17 protein-coding genes, 1 pseudogene and 1 riboswitch are annotated in these 19,398 nt (G+C 66.5%); of the genes and pseudogenes, 5 read left to right on the top strand and 13 right to left on the bottom strand.

From position 1 onward, the window contains the following. The 11 genes and pseudogenes from CDO44_RS22410 to CDO44_RS22360 form a co-directional block, all read right to left on the bottom strand. Nucleotides 1-589, bottom strand: a pseudogene (locus CDO44_RS22410) (hypothetical protein); the annotation flags it as partial. Between the two features lie 65 nt (nt 590-654). Continuing rightward, nucleotides 655-1,695, bottom strand: a complete 1,041-nt coding sequence (locus tag CDO44_RS22405) for a tetratricopeptide repeat protein (RefSeq protein WP_233146312.1) — start codon at nt 1,693-1,695, stop codon at nt 655-657. Between the two features lie 2 nt (nt 1,696-1,697). Beyond that, on the bottom strand, nt 1,698-2,666 hold the full coding sequence (locus tag CDO44_RS22400) for a type II secretion system F family protein (RefSeq protein ID WP_087782472.1): 969 nt from the start codon (nt 2,664-2,666) through the stop codon (nt 1,698-1,700). 4 nt (nt 2,667-2,670) lie between these two features. Further along, nucleotides 2,671-3,609, bottom strand: coding sequence for a type II secretion system F family protein (locus tag CDO44_RS22395; protein ID WP_087782471.1), 939 nt, complete (start codon nt 3,607-3,609; stop codon nt 2,671-2,673). After that, nucleotides 3,609-4,955 carry a CpaF family protein gene (locus CDO44_RS22390; RefSeq protein ID WP_087782470.1) on the bottom strand — a complete coding sequence of 449 codons (1,347 nt, stop codon included), beginning with the start codon at nt 4,953-4,955 and terminating at the stop codon, nt 3,609-3,611. The genes CDO44_RS22395 and CDO44_RS22390 overlap by 1 nt, the downstream gene beginning before the upstream one ends. A gap of 46 nt (nt 4,956-5,001) precedes the next feature. Beyond that, entirely contained in the window at nt 5,002-6,285 is a 1,284-nt protein-coding gene (locus CDO44_RS22385; RefSeq protein ID WP_087782469.1) for a MinD/ParA family protein, read from the bottom strand. A 30-nt stretch (nt 6,286-6,315) separates the two neighbouring features. After that, nucleotides 6,316-7,635, bottom strand: a complete 1,320-nt coding sequence (locus CDO44_RS22380) for a type II and III secretion system protein family protein (RefSeq protein WP_087782468.1) — start codon at nt 7,633-7,635, stop codon at nt 6,316-6,318. Between the two features lie 14 nt (nt 7,636-7,649). Beyond that, the gene (gene cpaB, locus CDO44_RS22375; RefSeq protein ID WP_087782467.1) at nt 7,650-8,270 is read right to left on the bottom strand and encodes a Flp pilus assembly protein CpaB; all 621 of its coding nucleotides are present in this window, start codon (nt 8,268-8,270) and stop codon (nt 7,650-7,652) included. 18 nt (nt 8,271-8,288) lie between these two features. Next, entirely contained in the window at nt 8,289-8,828 is a 540-nt protein-coding gene (locus tag CDO44_RS22370; protein WP_087782466.1) for a prepilin peptidase, read from the bottom strand. Nucleotides 8,829-8,856: 28 nt separating this feature from the next. Beyond that, entirely contained in the window at nt 8,857-9,033 is a 177-nt protein-coding gene (locus CDO44_RS22365) for a Flp family type IVb pilin (RefSeq protein ID WP_087782465.1), read from the bottom strand. A 135-nt stretch (nt 9,034-9,168) separates the two neighbouring features. After that, the gene (locus tag CDO44_RS22360) at nt 9,169-9,966 is read right to left on the bottom strand and encodes an MHYT domain-containing protein (protein ID WP_087782464.1); all 798 of its coding nucleotides are present in this window, start codon (nt 9,964-9,966) and stop codon (nt 9,169-9,171) included. A 547-nt stretch (nt 9,967-10,513) separates the two neighbouring features. On the opposite strand from CDO44_RS22360, the gene CDO44_RS22355 reads away from it, so the two are divergent. The 3 genes from CDO44_RS22355 (at nt 10,514) to CDO44_RS22345 (ending at nt 15,198) form a co-directional block, all read left to right on the top strand. Continuing rightward, a complete protein-coding gene (locus CDO44_RS22355; protein ID WP_233146310.1) occupies nt 10,514-12,025 on the top strand; it encodes a ShlB/FhaC/HecB family hemolysin secretion/activation protein in 1,512 nt (503 codons plus the stop codon). Between the two features lie 279 nt (nt 12,026-12,304). Beyond that, nucleotides 12,305-14,590: a collagen-like triple helix repeat-containing protein gene (locus CDO44_RS22350; RefSeq protein WP_087782462.1), complete on the top strand. Its 2,286-nt coding sequence runs from the start codon at nt 12,305-12,307 to the stop codon at nt 14,588-14,590. A 32-nt stretch (nt 14,591-14,622) separates the two neighbouring features. Beyond that, nucleotides 14,623-15,198, top strand: coding sequence for a MarR family winged helix-turn-helix transcriptional regulator (locus CDO44_RS22345; RefSeq protein ID WP_087782461.1), 576 nt, complete (start codon nt 14,623-14,625; stop codon nt 15,196-15,198). Between the two features lie 196 nt (nt 15,199-15,394). Here CDO44_RS22345 and CDO44_RS22340 read toward each other — a convergent pair whose 3' ends face one another. Next, nucleotides 15,395-16,630 carry a nitrate/nitrite transporter gene (locus CDO44_RS22340; protein WP_087782460.1) on the bottom strand — a complete coding sequence of 412 codons (1,236 nt, stop codon included), beginning with the start codon at nt 16,628-16,630 and terminating at the stop codon, nt 15,395-15,397. Nucleotides 16,631-16,738: 108 nt separating this feature from the next. Beyond that, nucleotides 16,739-16,890: riboswitch (FMN riboswitch) on the top strand. Between the two features lie 108 nt (nt 16,891-16,998). Between CDO44_RS22340 and ribB the strand changes: the two genes are divergently transcribed. Next, nucleotides 16,999-17,661 carry a 3,4-dihydroxy-2-butanone-4-phosphate synthase gene (gene ribB / locus CDO44_RS22335; RefSeq protein ID WP_087782459.1) on the top strand — a complete coding sequence of 221 codons (663 nt, stop codon included), beginning with the start codon at nt 16,999-17,001 and terminating at the stop codon, nt 17,659-17,661. Nucleotides 17,662-17,720: 59 nt separating this feature from the next. Beyond that, entirely contained in the window at nt 17,721-18,566 is an 846-nt protein-coding gene (locus tag CDO44_RS22330) for a Sir2 family NAD-dependent protein deacetylase (protein ID WP_087782458.1), read from the top strand. A 116-nt stretch (nt 18,567-18,682) separates the two neighbouring features. Here CDO44_RS22330 and CDO44_RS22325 read toward each other — a convergent pair whose 3' ends face one another. Further along, nucleotides 18,683-19,348, bottom strand: coding sequence for a GntR family transcriptional regulator (locus CDO44_RS22325; protein WP_087782457.1), 666 nt, complete (start codon nt 19,346-19,348; stop codon nt 18,683-18,685). Nucleotides 19,349-19,398: the final 50 nt, after the last annotated feature.

The following is a 19,398-nucleotide window of genomic DNA, read 5'->3' as shown; positions in this document are numbered from 1 at the left end:
TAGCCGCCGTCGCGGGCGCGGCGGACGCAGGCTGGGCCGTGGCCGGCGGGGTGGCCGCGGCCGCCTGGGGCGTCACCACCGTCGTCACCCGCTGCTCGGGGGACTGGACGACCTGCGGACGCTGCGTGGACGACGGCTGGGCCGATGCGGCGGGCGCCGCGCCCGGCCCGGGCACCTGCCGCACCACCGATGACGTGGGACGCGAAGCCGCCGGCGCGGCCTGCTGGGTTGGCGCCGCGCCCGGCGCCTGCTGCTGCGCGGCGCGCATCTGCGCTTCCCGCAGCGCCTGCTGTTGCACGGCTTGCTGCTGCGCGGCCCGCTGTGCGGCCTGCTGTTGGGCGGCTTGTTGCTGCGCGGCCTGCTGTTGCGCAGCGGCGGCCCGGCGGGCCTGCTCTTCGGCCTGGGCCTGGCGCGCGGCCTCTTCCATCCGGGCACGCTGTTCGGGCGTGACCTGCATCATCGATCCCGTCACCGGCGCATTGCTCTGCCCGTGCGCGACCGGCGCCGCCAGCAGCGCGGCCAGCATCAGGTAGCGGCTCGCGCGCCGCGGGGAGGACAGTCCATGCGGGGATTGGCTGGTACGTTTCATGATCGCCTTGGTTCCACTTGTATTCGTCGTTGAAAGGAATCCCATCGTGTCGGCCGTCCGGGGCTTCAGGGTGTATTCGAGCTAAACCTGTCGAGCATGGACTGCATGGGCACCCGCACGGGTTGCAGGACCGGCGCGGACGCCGGCTGCGGCGCCATCATCGGATTTGCCGCCGGCACCGCCTCCGTACCGGAGACGGCTTCCGCTTGGCGCACCCGGGGAGCGTTCGTCGCTTCGGGCAGGCCCGGCGTGGCGATCGGCCCTGCCGGTACGCGCGACATCTCGGGAGCGGCGGACGACACGGCAAACCGCACGACCCCGGGTGCGGGTACAGGGGTCGGCGCCTTCTGGACGGCGGCCACCGCATCGGGCCGCCTGGCGGGTTGCTGGCGCGCGATGTCTTCGGCCATCTTGCGTACCGTGGCGCGGGCGTCGGCCGACAGGCCGGCCTTGCTCATGACGGTGTCGGCCCGGCCGGTGTCGCCCGACACCAGCATCAGCAGCGCCAGGTTGCCGAGGATCTTGGGATTGTCGGGCGCCAGTTCCGCCGCCTGGGCGATGGGCAGGCGCGCCGCCGCGGTGTCGCCGCTGCGCAGCAGGGCGTAGCCGAGATCGCTGACGATCAGCGCGTTGGTCGGATCGAGACGGGCCGCCTCGCGCAGCGACGCCACCGCATTGGCATAGTCGCCGCGCGCACCGGCCAGGAGACCCAGCCCCTGCGCCGCCGCCGCGCCGACCTCCGTGTTCAGCAGCTTGCGATAGACTGCGGCGCTTTCCTCCGATTGCCCCGCTTCGCGCAAGGCATGGCCGCGCAGCAGCTCGACATCGGGCGCGATGCCGTGGCGCTGCTCGAAGGCGTCGATATGGGCCAGCGAGGCGAAATACAGTCCCTTGCCTTGCATCTCGCGGATCAGGGACAGGTACATGCCGCGGCTGTTCGCGGTGGGTTCGTCGTTGGCGACCTGCTGGCGCAGCATCGCCTCGTCGTTGAACTTGGGAGCCGAGACGCCGTATCCCGATGGCGTGGAGCTGCAGCCGCCCGCCAGCAGAAGCAGCCCCGCCAGACCGGCGGCGCGCGCGGCGCCGATTTGAATGAATGCGCCCACGGTCAACCTCCCAGCCTTGCCAATCCGCGGAAGACGGCCAGGAATCCCGCGCCTCCCGTAACGATGATGAGCGCGGGCAGCAAAGTCAGCACCATGACGCCGGTCATCTTCACCGTCAGCTTGCCCACACGCTCTTTCAACTCCATGCGGCGCTGTTCGCGCACCCGTTCCGAGAACTGCTTGAGCGGCTCCTGCACTGCGCCGCCGTGCTTGTCCACCTGCACGATCATGCGCGCCACCGCGGTCAGCTCTTCGTTGCCGAATCCCGTCGCCAGCCGTTGCAGCGACTGCTCGCGCGACAATCCCCGGGCGTACTGGTTGACGGCGATCTCCAGTTCCGCGGCCAATACCGGCAGCACGGTGCGGAACTCGGTCACGATCACGTGCAGGCTCTGGTCGATGGACAGGCCGACGCCTTGCAGCAGCCGCAACAGATCGATCAGGAGGGGCAGTTCCTCGGACGCCTTGCGCGTGCGCGAGGCGGCCAGGCGCCGCAGCACCCACTTGGGCACCATGTAGCCGAGCGCGAAACCGACGAACAGCGACAGCACCGTCCCCATGAAGCCGCCGCTGCCGAAGAACCAGGCGAGGATGGGCACGATGACGGCCAGCACGGCGCGCGAGAAGATATAGAGCGCACGCGCCCGGCCTTGATCGCTGAATCCGCACCGGTCGATCAGCAGGCGGTCCTCCGCCTCGAGCAGATAATTGCCCAGGCGGCCACGCTCCCACTTCTCCCCGAGCTGGGCCGCGCTGTCGAACATCGCGCTCATTCGGCCTTGCTTCGACGGCGAGGCGGCCTTGGCCAGCGCATCCTCCAGCACCGAATTGGCGCGCGCGGTGATGGCGCTGTCCACGACCTGGCGGCTGCGGCTCTGGCGCGATCCGCGTATGAGGATGGCCACGCCCACCAGCAGCGCCGCGGCGGCGAACAGGACCAGGGATGCGGCGGTCAGCAGTTGTGTAGACATAGATTCAAACCGATTTGGCCATGCGATACAGCCAGAAGGAACCCACCAGTTGCAGGGCGAATGCGCCGATCAGCATCTTCTGTCCCACCGGGTCGGTCCACATGCCCATGAACATGGCGTTGTTGAAGACGATGATGAATCCGGCCACGAGCACGGGCAGCAATGCCAGGATCCATGCCGACAGCCGGACCTCCGCCGAGAGCGCATGCAGCTCCTCCCGCGCCTGCTGCAGGTCGCGCATGAACGCCGCCATGCGCTCGAGCACCTGGTCGCTGCGCCCGCCGAAGCGCAGCGCCACGCCGATCACCGCGGCCACCAGCTCGAGCTCGTAGAAGCGATAAAGGCGCGCCGCATGAACCAGCGCGGCATCCAGCTCCATCCCGGCGCGATTCAGCTGATTGGCGCGCTCCAGCACTTCGAACAGCGGCGCATCGACCGAGGCGACCGCGGTGTGGAAAGCCGATCCGAGGCTGTTGCCGATGGTGATGAGCCGCACCAGCGCATCGATGAAGCCGGGCAACTGCCGCACCATCTTCTGCCGGCGCTTGTCCGCGCACCACCAGAGCTGGAACAGGACGGCCAGCAGCACCATGCCCAGCATCACCACTGCCGCGAGCGCGCCGCCGAACAGCAGCGCCAGCAGGGGCAGCAGCACCAGCGCCGCAATCCATGGGATGAAGAAGCCGAGCCCCGGCTCGATGCCCGCGCGCAGCATCATATTCTGCAAGCGGCCGCGCACGCCTCGCGGACGCACGGGCGGATAGAGCTGCTGCGCCGTCGCCACCACCGCGCGCGTGGGGTCGAACGAGCGATTGAGCTGCTCCTCCACGAAAGCGCTCGCGGCCTGGCGCCGGCCGCGCTCGCTCGCGCCCTGCCACAGCCAGAGGCCCACTGCCACCAGCAGCAGCGCGACGCACAGGATGGCCAGTATCTGGACCGACATCACCGCCCCCTGGACCAGAAGCCGCTGCCGCTCGCCGGCGCTTCCGGCGCGGTCGTCACGCGCAACTGATCGCGATACCTGGCCAGCTTGGGCGTATGCGGATGAATGCCCAGCGAGACCCAGCGGTCTTTTTCCTCGCCGTCGGGACCGACGAAGCTCTCGTGGCGATACAGCTCCTGGGTCGCGATCACGTTGTCGCCCATGCCCGTGACTTCGGAAATGGAAACGATGCGGCGGCGGCCGTTGGACAGGCGGGCGATCTGCACGATGAAGTCCAGCGCGCTGGCGATCTGCCGGCGCAGGCTGTCCTCGCTGCCCTGGAAGCCCGCAAAGCCGGCCAGCATCTCGATCCGGTACAGGCATTCGCGCGGCGAGTTGGCGTGGATGGTCGCCATCGATCCCTCATGGCCGGTGTTCATGGCCTGCAACATGTCCATGACTTCCGGGCCGCGCACTTCGCCCACCACCACCCGGTCGGGGCGCATGCGCAAACTGTTGCGGATGAGATCGCGGATCGTGACCTGCCCCGCGCCGTCGAAGCCGCCCTGGCGGGACTCCAGACGCACCACGTGCGGATGGTTCAGCGAGAGTTCAGCAGTGTCTTCAACCGTCACCACGCGCTCGGTTTCCGGGATGAAGAACGCCAGCGCGTTCAACAACGAAGTCTTGCCCGAGCTCGTGCCGCCCGATACGAGGATGTTGCAGCGCTCCCGCACGGCGAGGCTGAGCAGGCGGTGGATTTCCTCGTTGAAGGTGCCCAGCGCAAGCAGGTCGGCCGGCTTGAGCGGGTCCTGGCGGAACTTCCGGATCGAGACCATCGGCCCGTCCACGGACAGGGGCTCGATGACCACGTTCAATCGCCCGCCATCGGGCAGGCGCGCGTCGACCATGGGGCTGGACTCGTCCAGCCGCCGGCCCAGCGGCGCCAGGATGCGGCGCACGATGCGCAGCAGGTGCTGGTTGTCGGTAAAGCGCAAGGTCTCGCGTTGCAGGACGCCCCGGCGCGAGACGAATACGTTGTCGTAGCCGTTGATCAGGATGTCCTCGACCGCCGGATCGGCCAGGAGGTCTTCGAGCGGCCCCAGGCCCGCCAATTCCTTGGTCAGCGATGCCGCGACCAGCCTGAGCTCGGCCTCGTTGATCGGCACCCGCCGCAGCCGCACGAAGCTGTCCACCTCGAGGTCGACGAACTGCTGGATTGCGGTCCTGGACCAGCGCCCGAATTCTGCGCCGAGTTCCTCGATGCGCGACAGCAGGTGTTCGTGGGCCGCGGCCTTGACGTCCTGGAAGCGCTGGGTGTTGGCAAAGGCCGGACTGTCGTCGGCAAACTCGATCGATGCCGTCATGATTACATTCTCCGCATGCTTATGCGCTCGAAGCCAAAACCTTCATTCATCGGGCCACCAGGTGCTTGTGCAGGCCCGGCAGCCACCGCGACAGCCATTTCGTGCCCGGCGGCACGGCCTGATCGTAGGAACCCAGGGAATCCACCAGGCACTGCACGGACCGGACGTAGGGATCGCGATCCGCGACCTCGTTCAGGAGCCGGCCCTGATTGGTGCTCTTCATCAATGCCAGCGCGCGGTCCGGTAGCGTCCCCAGCAGCGTCATGTCGAAACGCTGGGCGATCTGGTCGGCCGTCATCCCGTAGCGCTCGTCGTAGCGGTTCACCACCAGGCGCAGGCGATCTCGGTCCACGTCGCGGCCATCCAGGTCGCGCAACGTGTCGGCCAGCGAGACGAGCGCCCCCACGGACTGGTCGGTCACCAGCCAGGTCTGGTCGGCGGCCCGCACCAGGCCCGCGACGAAATCGGGATTGGAGAAGCCGCCTACGTCGGCCACCAGCAAGCCGAAGTGCTGGCGCAGCTTGTCCAGCAGGCCGAGGGAATCCGCATGGGAGACGGTACGCATCTCCGCCAGGTCGCGCGGCAGGGAGATCACCGCCACGCCGCTGGCGCTGCGCGTAAGCGCGGTGTTGACCAGCGTGTCGTCGAAGCGGCGCAGGTTGCGCACGGCTTCGGCAAAGTGGAAGTTGCCCGATACGTTCAGATAAAGCTGCCCGTCGGCCACGGGCAGGCCCAGATCGAGCAGCGCCGCGGGGCCGCGCAGGCTGCCGTTGGGCCGTCCCTCGGCCTGGCCCGTGCCCTGGCCTTGCAGTTGGGCCATCGTGCTCAGGTGCGCGGCCAGCGTGGAAGTCCCCAGCCCGGCCCGCACGCCCAGCAGCACTACCAGTTGCCCGCGGCCGGGCACGTTGCTCGCGGCATGGGACTGCAGTACGCGCCGGACGACGTCTCGCACTTCGGTTTCGTCGGCCGGATCGATGAAATCCCGCACGCCGGCCCGCAGCGCGGCAACTGCCCCTTGCGGACGCATCATGCTGCCGACCGCGACCACCGGCAGCGCCGGGGCCACGCGCGCCAGCGTCCGCGCCAGGTCGGTCGCATGCAAGAGCTTGCCGGGTTCGTTCTCGTCGGCGCCGAAATCCAGCAAGACCATCTGCGGTCCGAGTTCGGCCAGCCGCGCAGACAGGCGGTCCGGAACGACATCCTCCTGGACCACCACGCCGTCGTGCCTCAACACCGCGGCAAGCCGCTGCGCCGACGAACTATCGCCGGTAAAGAACAGGAAACGGCGAGTATCCAGAAGACTCGCCAACTCCTTGCTCGGGGCGTTCATAACCGACTCCTGCAGATACCCGGCACGGCCTCACTTGGAAAAACCGGGCAACTCATCATTACTCGCTATACCCAGGAGGAAGTGCCCCCACGCGTTGGTCGGCGTGTCGCGCTTCTCGTTGTCGCCCGGCATCGGGAGCTTGACGCCCCGGGCCAGCGGCTTGACCAGATGTGGCGTGACGACGATAAGCAGCTCTTTCTCTTTCTGCGTATAGGTCATGTTCCGAAAGAAGGTGCCGATGATGGGCAGGTCGCCCAGGAACGGCAGCTTGTCCAGATTCGACACGGTCGAACGCGACACCAGGCCGCCGATGACGAAGCTCTCGCCATCGCCCAGTTCGACCGTGGTATCGGCCCGGCGGGTGATGATGGCCGGAATCTGGATGTTGTTGACCGTCACACCGTTGGTCCAATCCAGGTCGCTGGCCTCGGGCGCGACCTTGAGGGCGATGCGGTCCTTGGACAAGACGGTGGGCGTCAGGGTCAGGCCGATGCCGAAGGGCTTGTACGAGACCGTAGTCGTACCCAGGCCGCCGGACTGCGGTACCGGCAACTCGCCGCCCGCCAGGAATTTCGCGCTCTGGCCGGACAGGGCCGTCAGCGTCGGCTCGGCCAGCACGCGGGCCAGCCCGTTGCTTTCGAGCAGCCGCAGGTTGCTATTGAGAAGGAAATTGCCCCGGCTCAGCCCCAGCGTCAGGTCGAAGGCCTTGCCGGTGGGAGCGAGGTCGCTCGCCAGCCCGAAGCTGAAACTGCCGCGGCGATTGGACGCCGAGAAGTTGAAGCCCGCATCCTTCAACACCTGTTTGCTGAACTCGACGACCTTGACTTCCACCTGCACGACGCCGCCGGTCTCGATGGTGGACGCGTCGAACACGCTGTCGCTTCCCACCGCGTCGCTGGCGGCGGCAACGGCGCGCCGGTGCGATAGCAGGGACGGCGCCTGGCCGCTCAGCACCGCGGCGTCGCCGTAGATCTGCGCCTTGGCGCCATCGCCATCGCCCACCAGCGTGGCGAGGTCGCCGGTCACGCGCACCAGGTATGCCTGCGGCGCGGCCGCGCCGCGCTGCCATACCGAGACCATCGTCGTGCCAGGCTTCTTGCCTACGACCAGCACCCCGCCCTTGCGGTTGCCGCTGCCTTTCTCGATGACCACGTCGGCCACCTCGGGATCCACGACCGAGACGCGCTCCAGGTTGCCCGGGATGCTCAATTGGTAATGGTCGCGCACGGCCACCGATATCTGCCGCGGACCGGCATCGTCGGCCGCGCCGGCCGGCATGGCGAAAGACAGCGTCAATGCCATGGCCAAGGGTGCCAGACGCCGAACGAAACCCTGATTGCTTGTCTTCATTGAGGCTCTACCCGTTAAAACCCGACGACTTCACGCTTGGTGCCGCGCACCACTTCCACCGTATTGGCTTGCTCCCTGGGCGCGGCGGCCGGCTGCCGCGGCCGGGGGCGCACCGCCGGAGCGGGCCGTGGGGCCGCGCCGCCCGACAGGCCCGTCAGCTCCAGGCCCGCATACGCCTGGTTGTCGGCCTGCTCGAGTGCCTCGCGCTGTTCCTTCGTCAATCCGCCCTTGCTGGCAAGCACCGGCGGCGGCTCGGGGAAGAGGCTCACGTCGGGCGCGGTCGCATCGGTGGGATTGCGCAGCACCAATTGCAGCTTGCCGTTCTGCGTAGCGAGCAGCAGACGGTTCACATCGGCCGTGGGAACGGCCAGCACCGCCGTGCGCGCGGCCGGGGGCGGGTTGTTGCTTCGCACGACGGTGGCGCCATCGTCGGCCGGCGCATCGCCCGCGGCCGAAGCGGCGCCGTAGGTCAGCACGCGCAGACGCGACAACAGCAGCCGGGCCTGGGTCTTGTTGACGTCCTGGCTTTGCTTGAGCGTGAAGAACACATCGACGAAATCTCCGGGTGCGACACGGTTTCCGGTGCCCACCACTTCATCCACCGGCACGGCCACGGCGCGCTCGCCTTCGTTCACCTAACCTAGAGATCCTGATTAATTCCAATGGGCCACCACAACGGCGGCAACGGCAAGATAAGCAGCATAGGGAACACCCCGCCGCCCTCCACGCGTGTCAGACACCCACTTCCCCGCTTTCTGTATTCCCGGCAGCCGGCATGCCGCCTCTTGAACGGGCACCCGCTGCAACGCCCACCACTGTCCCATCACATTGTTGCGACCGATCACTACGGCCAGACAATGAATACCAGCCAAGACGCCGCCCCCGACCCAGATTGGCACCAACGGCGCTACTCCCAGCCAAAGTCCTAGCACCGCGAAAAACTTCACATCGCCGGCGCCCATGACGCGAAATACATAAAACGCCAGCATGAAAACCAGCCCCGCCGCCGCTCCGCCCAAGGCCGCCTGCCATTGCTGAGCGAACCCCTCGGGCACATCGGCCCCCATTGCCAACGCCAGCGTTTTAACGGCGATGCCTAATATCAATAGCCAGTTGAAGACTCTGCGAAACAGCATGTCTGATACAAATACGGCTCCGCAAAAAAGCATGAAAAACCAATTGATACTGGGCATCGCCTATTCCAGCCAATTGTGAGCGGAATTATGTCCCCGTCGCCCCATCCAATTTGGCCCCTATACGGCCAAACAACTCCGAAAGATCGGTACCCAAGTTGGTAAGAGCCAGGATAATACCCACTGCGATCAAACCTGCGATCAACCCATACTCGATAGCAGTAGCGCCGTCCTCTTCCTTCAAAAACTTCATCACTTTATTCATTTTAATCTCCATCGCTGAAAAAATCAGAAACAATTAAACCGGCCTTATCTATTGCCGATCAATCGGGTTTTGAGCAGTTTTATCGATAGCACCTCCCCAAAATAACCCCACTAAAGCGAATATCACGAAACCGCGTTATTTCCGGTTTTCCGGCCGTTGGCGGGAATAAATCAGGTGATCGACCCGGTGGGCGGCGTTGGCGCGCACGGCTTCCGAGCTGCGATGCAATTCGATACGCATGACGACCAGCGTCACGATGGAAATCATGAATACCGCATAAGGCAGCACGTTGCCGTCCAGTTGCCAGCCGGTAAAAGCGCGCGGCGTCGAGCAGACGATGGTGCCGGCGGCCGCCCCCGTGTAGTGCATGCCGCAGACGGCCAGCGCCATGACCACGGCGGCGGCGACGCGCTGCAGTTCGGTAGTGAGATTGAAGGCCAGCCAGATCGCCGCCGTGGCCGCCGCGACGGCGATCGCCACCGACAGCAGCACCAGGCCGACGTTCCAGTCGAAGAAGGCGTCCATGCGCATGGAGCCCATGCCGACGTAATGCATGCCCGCCACGCCGAATCCGGCCAGCACGCCCCCCGTCACGCAGCGGTCGAGCGAGAACCGGGCGCTGCCGACGTACCACAGCGCAGCGCCGGCGAAGACGACCGCCACCACCAGGCTCAGCAGGTTGAGCCAGAGTCCGTACGCCACCCCGAGCGGGATGACTTGGGCGAGCATGCCGATGAAATGCATGCTCCATATACCGACGCCGCCCAGCGCGATGCCGGCGACGATCACGTACCCCGCGTGGACGCGCCCGTCCATGGTCCGGATACGGCTGGCAGCCAATAACGCCACATACGCGCCCAATGCCGAAATCACAAAGGACAGCGCGACCAAGCTGGCGTCGAAACGTAGAGGGAGAATATCTCCGGGCTGCATAGTCTCTCTTTATGTAACGCTCGGTTACGCACACCCTACAGGTATCGTTCCGAGCTTGTCAATATCCGTTTTCCGAAGAATTTCTATTAATCGGATGAAAACACGAACCGGGCAATCGCTTTTCTGGCCTTGCCTTTCCGATAATCGACAGATAATCGCAACCTTGCGAATATTCGATACATTCGAAAACCGGCTTATTAACAAAGTTTTTTAGTATCTTCCGGTAACGTCCTACAAACGTCCCACTGCGAAAAATGGCGTCAAAACTGGCTCGGAGCCATATCGCGAGGCATCCTGAGACCGTTTTGATATGGCACACTTCGCCAGCTGATGATTGTTTACGTTTACAGGCCCATATTCCTCAATGACTTCGCACTCATCGGGTAAACCCGAATCCCGCAGGCTTTATTTGGCCGTTCTGCTGGCCTGGGGCTTGGTTCCTTTAGCGGCGCAATCGGCGGATAGCCCGCTTCGGGGAAACCCGGCGGAATCGCTGCCGCCCGTTCCCCCTCCCGCCCCCGCCCCCGCGCCGCAGGTGGCCGTTCCCGTGCCCGCGCAGAACGAGGCGTTGCGGGCGGTGCTGTCCCAGCGCCTGGTGCCCACGCAGTTCGATGTGTCCGGCGTCACCGCGATCGACTTCCAGAAAGTCATCGATCTGCTCGAACCGCTGGCGGGCAAAGAAATCACCGTCGGCGACCTCATCCAGCGCTCCAATGCCATCACGCAGCTCTATCGCGATGCCGGCTATGCGCTTTCCTTCGCGCTGATCCAGTCGCAGGACTTCAGCGGCGGACTGGTCAAGGTAACGGTGGTCGAAGGCTATGTGGGCAATACGCGCATCGAAGGCGATGCCGGCGCCGGAGCTGCCAAGCTTCGCGACTACGCCGCGCGCATCGAGGCCGAGCGGCCCCTGACCAACGCCACGCTGGAGCGCTACCTGAACCTGATGACCACGGTGGCCGGCGTCACGGTCAAACCCGAATTGAGCCTGCCCAAACGCGCCGACGGCTCCACGGAGCTGGTCTTGAACGTCAGCCACAAGGCGTTCCGCCTGGACACGGGCATCGGCAACCTGGGAACCGGCGTCCACGCAATGCTGACGGCGACCGCCAACAGCCTCACGCCGCTGGCCGAGCAAGTCCAGGTCACGACGGCGGTGCCGCGCGGCAGCGACCATCTCGAGTACTACGCCGCCAACGTCACCGTGCCGGTCGGCAGCGACGGCATGACGGTCCGCGCCGATGCCTATAGCTACGCTGCCAATCCGGAGAACGACAGCCTCAACGCGCAGAACATCGACCGGCGGGTCCGCAACCAGCGCGCGGGCCTGAGCGTGAACTACCCCTTCCTTCTCCGGAATCGCGAATCGTTGACGGGTACCGCCGGTTTCTATGCCTCGCGCAACAACGATACCTACAGCAGCCGCATCACCGGCAACCAGGTCGCGCTGACCAATCACCTGCGCGTGATGCGCGGCGAGCTGACCTACGCTCAAACCGGCGACAAGCAGTCGCGCCGCATCACGGCGGCCATCTACAAAGGCGTGGACGGACTCGGCGCCGAACAGAGCGCCAACAGCAGCTACGACCTGGACTTCACCCGCTATACGCTGGCGGTCAACCAGAACTTCGTGCTGCCCCATCAGTTCGGCATTTCGCTGGCGGCACTGGGGCAATACAGCTCGGATTCCCTTCCGACCACGGAGCAGGTCACGTTCGGCGGCCCGCGCTTCGGCCGCGGCTATCCCGCGGGCGAACTGGGCGGCGACAAAGGCTATGGCGCATCGATCGAGCTGAACCGGCGCTTCACTGTGGGCCTGCCCTATCTGCAAAGCGTCACGCCCTATGTGCTGGCGGACTACGCGCGCGTCAGCCTCAACGACAGCCGCTACAGGCTGCTGACGGACAGGCTGACCTCGGTCGCGCTGGGTCTGCGGGTTACCGACCAGCGCCACTATGCGTTCGACGTCAACATCGCCAAGCCTGTCGGCGACAAGCCTGTCAATAGCAGCGACCGTCCGCTGCGTCTCAACGCCAACTATTCGTTGCGCTTCGACTGATCCCCTCCCCCGCTTCGTTACGTAACACCGGCCCCGTTGCTACGTAACGAAGCCCCGCTTCCCGGGGTCTACGCCCCCCGCCTTCCCAGGGATTTCGGCGCATCGTCTCAGCCGCACGAATTCCCTGAGTTTTCGATTTATCCCCTGTTTGCAAGGTTTTCCGGGTGATCGCGCCGCTCTGCGTGCCCTCGTCTCGCAACATGTGCAACACATTGGCACAGGTTTTGCTCGATAGGCCGCAGCAGGCAGTCTTGCCGCTTCAGCGATAGGGGAAAAACCATGCATCAAGAACAAACGAAGCCAGGCCCCCGCGTCCTGGTCGCAGCCGTGGTACTCGCACTTTCGACGCTGGCCGGTTGTTCCGGCTCCGGGGCGATCACCTCCGGAATCGGCGGCGGTTCCGATCCCACCAATCCCGGCAACCCGGGCAACCCCGGGGATCCGAACAGCCCCAACAATCCGAACAACCCGGGCGATCCGAACAATCCCAACAACCCCGGCAACCCCAACAACCCCGGCAACCCCAACAATCCGGGCAATCCCAATAACCCCGGCAATCCCGGCAACCCCGGCACGCCTGTCAGCGGCATTCTGGCTCCCAGCCTGGGCAACGTCGGCCAAGCGAGCGACAACATCGTCGACGTCGGCCTGGCCGGTACGCTGACCAACGTCGGCACCAAACTCGACGGCATCGTCGTCCCGGTGGGCAATACCGTCACGGGCCTGACGCAACAGGTCGGCGCTGCGACCGGCGTGGGCGAGCCCGTCGACAACCTGCTGGCCTCGGTCGGCGGCACGGTGAAGGACCTCGGCCAAACCCTCGACAACACGGGCCTGCCGGTCAACCTCGGCCTGGGCGAAGTCGTCGCGGGCCTGGGCGATACGGTCGCCAGCGTCGGCGGCCTGGTCAACGCCTCGGAAAACAACCCCAATCCGCTGGGCACGGTGCTTCACAATGCCACCGGCACGGTCTCCAGCCTGACCGGCGCGCTGGCCGGCGAGGATGGGCTGCTGAGCCCGGTCTCGCAGTTGCTCAATGGCCTGGGCGAAGGCGGCGCGGTCCAGAACCCCGTGCTGCAGCCGGCACTCACCAATACCGGCGACGCGGTGGACAACGTCGTCGACCTCGGCCTGGGCCAGACGCTGGGTCAACTGGGCGCCGGCCTCGATCCGGCAGTCAGCCCGGTCGTGGGCACGGTGACGGGCGTCACGCAAGAAGTCGGCGCCAAGACGGGCCTGGGCGCGCCGGTCAATGACCTGCTCACCTCGGTAGGCGGCGCGGTATCCAACCTCGGCGAGAGCCTCGGCTCCAACCTGCCCGTGGCCGGCACCGGCGTCAGCGGCCTGGTCTCCGGTCTGGGCGACACCATCGCCAGCGCGGGCGGCATCCTACATGCCAGCGATGCCAACAAGAACCCGGTCGGCAACGTCCTGACCAACCTGACGGGCTCGGTCGAGAGCCTGACCGAAGGCCTGGGGCTGACCATCGAAGGCGGCTTGGCCGTCGGCATCGGCGACTCTTCCGCCAAGGCCGCCACAGGCGGCGACGGCGGCATCCTTGCCCCGGTCACCGGCATCCTGAACGGCGTCACCGGTGGCGACGGCGGCATCCTGGCTCCGGTCACCGGCTTGCTGAATGGCGCCACGGGCGGCGAAGGCGGCGTGCTGGCTCCCGTCACCGGCATCCTGAACGGCGTCACTGGCGGCGAAGGCGGCGTGCTGGCTCCCGTCACCGGCATCCTGAACGGCGTCACCGGTGGCGAGGGCGGCGTGCTGGCTCCCGTCACCGGCATCCTGAACGGCGTCACCGGCGGCGAAGGCGGCGTGCTGGCTCCCGTCACCGGCATCCTGAACGGCGTCACTGGCGGCGAGGGCGGCGTGCTGGCTCCCGTCACCGGCATCCTGAACGGCGTCACCGGCGGCGGCAACGGCGAGAATGGTGGCCTGCTGGCCCCGATCCTCTCCGGCGACCTCGCTCACCTGCTGGATTCGGACGGGCTCCTCGGCCCCATCGCCGGCGGCCTGCTGGGCGGCATCGGCGCGGACGGCAAGCCCATCCTCCAACCGGCCCTCGCCAACACGGGACAAGCCGTCGACAACCTGGCTCCGCTCAATCTCAAGGACACCCTCGGCGGCGTCGGCGCCACGCTCGATCCCATCGTGAGTCCCGTGGCGGGCACGGTGTCGAACACCACCCAGACCCTCGGCGCGGCCACCGGCCTCGGTGAACCCGTCAACGGCCTGCTCGGCTCGCTGGGCAGCACGATCAGCGGCGTGGGCGCGGACCTGGGCGGCAACGTGCCGGGCGTAGGCAACGGCGTGGGCGGCCTGCTGAACGGTGTGGGACAGACGGTCTCCAGCGTCGGCGGCCTGGTACACGCCACGCCGGAAAACACCAATCCGGTGGGCAACGTCCTGACCAACCTCACGGGCGCCGTCAACAGCCTGACGGCAGGCGTCGGCCAGGGCACGGGCCTGGGCGGCGGCGAAGGCAACGGCGGCCTGCTTTCGCCGGTTACGGGACTGTTGGGAGGCCTGCTCGGCGGCGTCGCCGGCAAGCGTTGAAAGGAGAGGCCATGCTTCACTGGGAGAACGTAATGAGTTCCTCGAGCCATTCGGCCCACGGGCCGATACCCCGGGAACATGAGGAGCGGGACGAGGACAGCCAGGAGATGCTGAGCAACATCGTCACGATGTTGGGACGCCGCTTGACGGTCTACACCTCGCTGTACCAGACAGCATTGGCCGAACGACTCGGGCTGGGCATGGTCGACGTGAAGGCGCTCGAACTCGTCATCGAGTTCGAGCCCATCACGACCGGCCAGTTGGCCTGCCTGGCTGGCATCAGCTCGGGCGGGACGACCGCCGTCATCGACAGGCTCGAGGCAACCGGCTTCGTGGTACGCGACAAGCACCCGCTGGACCGGCGCATCGTCGTCATCCGTCCGGTGGCCGAAAAATGCGCGGAGATCGAACGCCACATGCGTGCCGTGGCTGAAGACGTCGCGCACATCGGCGCCCGCTACGAGCGCGAACAGCTGTCGGCCGTGCATGGTTTTCTGGCGCAATGCGTTCATGCGCTGAAGACCGAGGCACTTGGCATGCTGGGCGATGGCAATACCGCCCAGCACGTGGAGAACCGTCGCCATATGGCCGCGGACAAGCGCTCCTGAGTCCGACGCGGATCTCCGCGAGTTTCTCCATCAGCCCGCTTCATGCGGGCATCTTTTTGGCCCCCCCCCTACGCGCTTGCGCGCGCCCCCCGGGGGGCGGCACTGGCGGACCGGCGGAGCCGGATCCGCTGTGCCCTGGGTATGGGGAGGGTTTCTCGGTGTGACGCACTGGGTTCTTGCCGAATCCGAGTGGGCGTCAAGCTGGTTCGCGGCGCTTGGCGAACCAGATCAGGGATGCGATCTGCAGCACACCCAGGCCGGCGAACGTGATCGCGTACGACGTTTCGCGGCCCATGCCGGCCTGCGCCAATCCGTCGACGACGACACCGATTCCCCATTGGATGACGAAGGCGCCGATGAACACGAACATGTTGTAGAGCGTGACGAGCCGGCCCGCGGCCTCGCGCGGAAACTGCGTGGAAAGATAGGGCTGCATCAGCATGATGGGAGCGACCGCCGCGGCCATGACCAGCCACAGCAGCCAGGCCAGCTGCCCCGTCGCCACGGCAAGCATGAACACCACGACGAAGCAGCACAAATAGCCCGCCAACGCCACGTTGCGCAAGCCGAAACGGCGCTGCAGCGGCGGGCTGGCGAACCCCATCACCACATAGCCCAGCGTCATCACCAGCATCATGGCCAGGAGCAGCGTGGCGCTGCGCGTGGGGCTCATCCCCAGCACGTCGATCATCCACGGGCCGGCCCACAAGGTCTGCAAGGCAATAATGCCCCCCTGCCCGATCGCGGACAGCGGCATCACGCGCAATATCTCCGGGTGGCGCAGCAAGCCCCATAAAGAGACCTGCTCGGCGCGCGAAGTGGTATCGAGCATCAGGACGTCGTGATCGGGCACGACGCGCCAGAGCAGGACGGCGACCACCGCGAGCGAGATGCCGGAAAGCAGATGCACGCTGCGCCATCCGAAATGGCTGGCCAGCGCCGCGGCGGGCGAAGTGAAGAACACCGCCCCGCCGGTGCCGGCCACGAGCAGCCACAGGCCCAGTTGCGCCTGCTTTTCGACCGGATAGCATCGGCGGAAGTACGAGAACGGCGCCATGAGGCTGGCCGCCACGCCGGCGCCGATGAGAATGCGCCCCGCCGAGGTCGCGGCAAAGTTTCCGGCCCAGACCATGACGAACGAACCCACTGCGGCAATGGCAAGCAGGCAGGCCTCCACTCGGCGGGCGCCGTATCTGTCCAGCCAGATGCCGAGCGGCGCCTGCATGGCGGCGAGCGAAATGAAAAACGCCGAGGACAGCCAGCCGAGCTGGGATTTGTTCAGCGCCAGGTCGGCAGTGATGAAAGGCGCCAGCGCGGCATTGACCGAACGCAGGCCATAGGAAAAGAAGTAAGCGGCGGCAAAACAGGCGAAGATCAACAGGGATTGCCGCCCGCTGATCTCGGACGGCCGCGGATGGGTATCGCTCGGCATGGATGGATTCGTCTCCTCGAGCGACAAGAATACCTGAGCCCGCGCCAGGGCCGCGGCTGAGCCCTCCCCGCACTTCTGCTACCATTGCCGGTGCCGCCTTCCAGGGCGGTGCGTCTTCAGGGCGGGGCGAAAATCCCCACCGGCGGTAGGGTGCTGTACGGCACCGAGCCCGCGAGCGCTTGCCGGCTCCGCCGGCAAGGTCAGCAGATCCGGTCCCAAGCCGGAGCCGACGGTCATAGTCCGGATGAAAGAAGACGGGAACACGTTCCGCATGCCGGCGCCTTCGCGCACGCCGGCCGCGGCGCGCATCCTACGCGCTCCCCGAGCGCATGCCCTGAACGCTTCCTGGATTCTTACGGAGCGTTTACATGCAGTCCCTGCAACAGTATTTCCAGACCACCACGGCCGAGCAGCGCCTCCACGCCGCCCTGGCCGCCATCAAGCTCGGCAAGCCTGTCGTCCTGCTGGACGACGAAGACCGCGAGAACGAGGCGGACCTCATCATCGCCGCCGAATCCATCACCGAACCGCTCATGGCCCGGATGATCCGCGATTGCAGCGGCATCGTGTGCCTGTGCCTGACGCCCGAACAGGTCGATGCGCTGGGCCTGCCCCAAATGACCTCGCGCAATCGCAGCCGCAACGGCACCGCCTTCACCGTCAGCATCGAGGCCCGCGATGGCGTCAGCACCGGGGTCTCGGCCGCCGATCGCATCACCACCGTCCGGGCGGCCCTATCCGGCGATCCGGCCGCGCTGGTGAGCCCCGGACACATGTTCCCGCTGCGAGCCGATCCGCGCGGCGTGCTGGGCCGCCGCGGCCATACCGAGGGCTCAGTGGACCTGGCCCGCCTGGCCGGGTTCGCGCCGGCCGGCCTGCTGTGCGAACTGATGCACGAGGATGGCACCATGATGCGCGGCGACGCCGCCCTTGCCTATGCCCGCCGGAACGACTGGCCGCTGCTGACGATCGAGGACATCGTGGCCTGGCGCACCCGTGCCGAGACGACGACGGAGCCCATCGCGGCCTGACCCCGGCCAGGGAGGCGGGCGGCCTCGAGTATGATTGCAGCTCCTCGCTTCCCCTTCCCATGGCATCGCCCATCCACCTGCCTGATATCGAGCGCGCTGCCCGGCTCGTCGACGAGGCCGACTGCCTCGTCATCGCCGCCGGCGCCGGCATGGGCATCGACTCGGGCCTGCCCGACTTCCGAGGCCAGCACGGGTTCTGGCGCGCCTACCCCGCCCTCGGCCGGCACGGCATAGCCTTCACCGCCATCGCCTCGCCGCGCGCCTTCCATCGCGATCCACGGCTCGCCTGGGGGTTCTATGGCCATCGCCTGGCGCTGTATCGCGACACCGTGCCCCACCCCGGCTTCGCGCTGCTGCGCGACTGGTCGCGGGACCTTCCCGCGGGATGCGTGGTTTTCACGAGCAACGTCGACGGGCAGTTCCAGCGTGCCGGTTTTGGCGAAGACATCGTGACCGAATGCCACGGCTCGCTGCATTTCCTGCAGTGCCTGGAACCTTGCTGCGATGCCATCTGGCCGGCCGACGGCTTCGTTCCCGACGTCGATGACGAACGCTGCGTGCTGCGCAACGCGCTGCCCGCTTGCCCCCATTGCGGCGGCATCGCGCGCCCGAATGTCCTGATGTTCGGCGATGCGGACTGGATCGAGGCCCGTACGGCAGCCCAGGCGCGGCGCCTGGAGCGGCAATTGCAACGGGCATCGCGGCCCGTGGTGATCGAGATCGGCGCGGGCCAGGCCGTTCCCACGGTGCGCCACTTCAGCGAGCAACTGGCCTTCGACGGGGGCGTCCCGGTCATCCGCATCAATCCGCGCGAACCGGGGATCCATGGGCTCTCGACGGGCGTCAGCCTGCCCCTGGGCGCGCTCGAGGCGTTGCGCGCCATCGAATCGGCGCGGGGAAACTGAAGATTCGTGGGCACTTGAACGAACGTCCTGCCGCCGCCGGCAAGCGGTACCGCTTCAGTATCATCCGCCATGGGCAGCTCACATGCGAATACCGGTTGCGCGGCCAGCGGGGCCGGTCAACCCTGCTGGCCCGACAGCGAAGCGGTCCGCTGGTAGTGCTGGGCCAGCAATTGCTTGGCGGTCTCCAGGTCGCCCGCCATGACCGCCTCGAAAATGGCGCGGTGCTCGTCCAGCTCATTGCGCCGCTTGTAGGCCTTGCGCGCCGCCAGTTGGCGGTAGCGGTAAGCGCGGTCGTACAGTTGCTCGCAAAACCCCATCAGCAGCGGCGAGCCGCAGGCGGACAGCAGCGCGAAATGAAAGGCACGATGCTGCTGTTCCCAGACCGGATTTTCCTCATAGCTGTCGGCGTCCACCGAACGCGGCGTGCGCGACAGCCGGTGGAACGCAATCAGGAGCGCCTCTTCCCATTCGGGGCCGCGGCGCGCCAGCCCCTGTTCGAGCGCGATGGATTCGAGCGCGATGCGGTTGCGCACGATGTCGTCCAGTTCGGCCGGTGACACCGCCGCGGCCGAGAAACCCCGCTGGTCGTTGTGCACGGCCAGTCCCTCGGCCACGAGACGGCTGAGCGCCTCCCGCAGCGGACTGGCGCCGATCGCATAGTGCTCGCGCAGGCGGTGCATCGGCAGCTTCTGTCCTGGCGGCCATAAACCATCGAGCAGATCCGCTCGCAGGCGTTCGTAGATCTGCACGGTCATGCTGGGTGCGGTATCGGCGTCGAGCATGTGGGGGTTTTCCTCAAGTTACCGATATTATTTTAGCTCGATAGAATTTT

It is taken from the genome of Pigmentiphaga sp. NML080357, from assembly GCF_002188465.1.
Classification (GTDB): domain Bacteria; phylum Pseudomonadota; class Gammaproteobacteria; order Burkholderiales; family Burkholderiaceae_B; genus Pigmentiphaga.
This window is presented reverse-complemented; position numbering and strand designations above follow the sequence as displayed.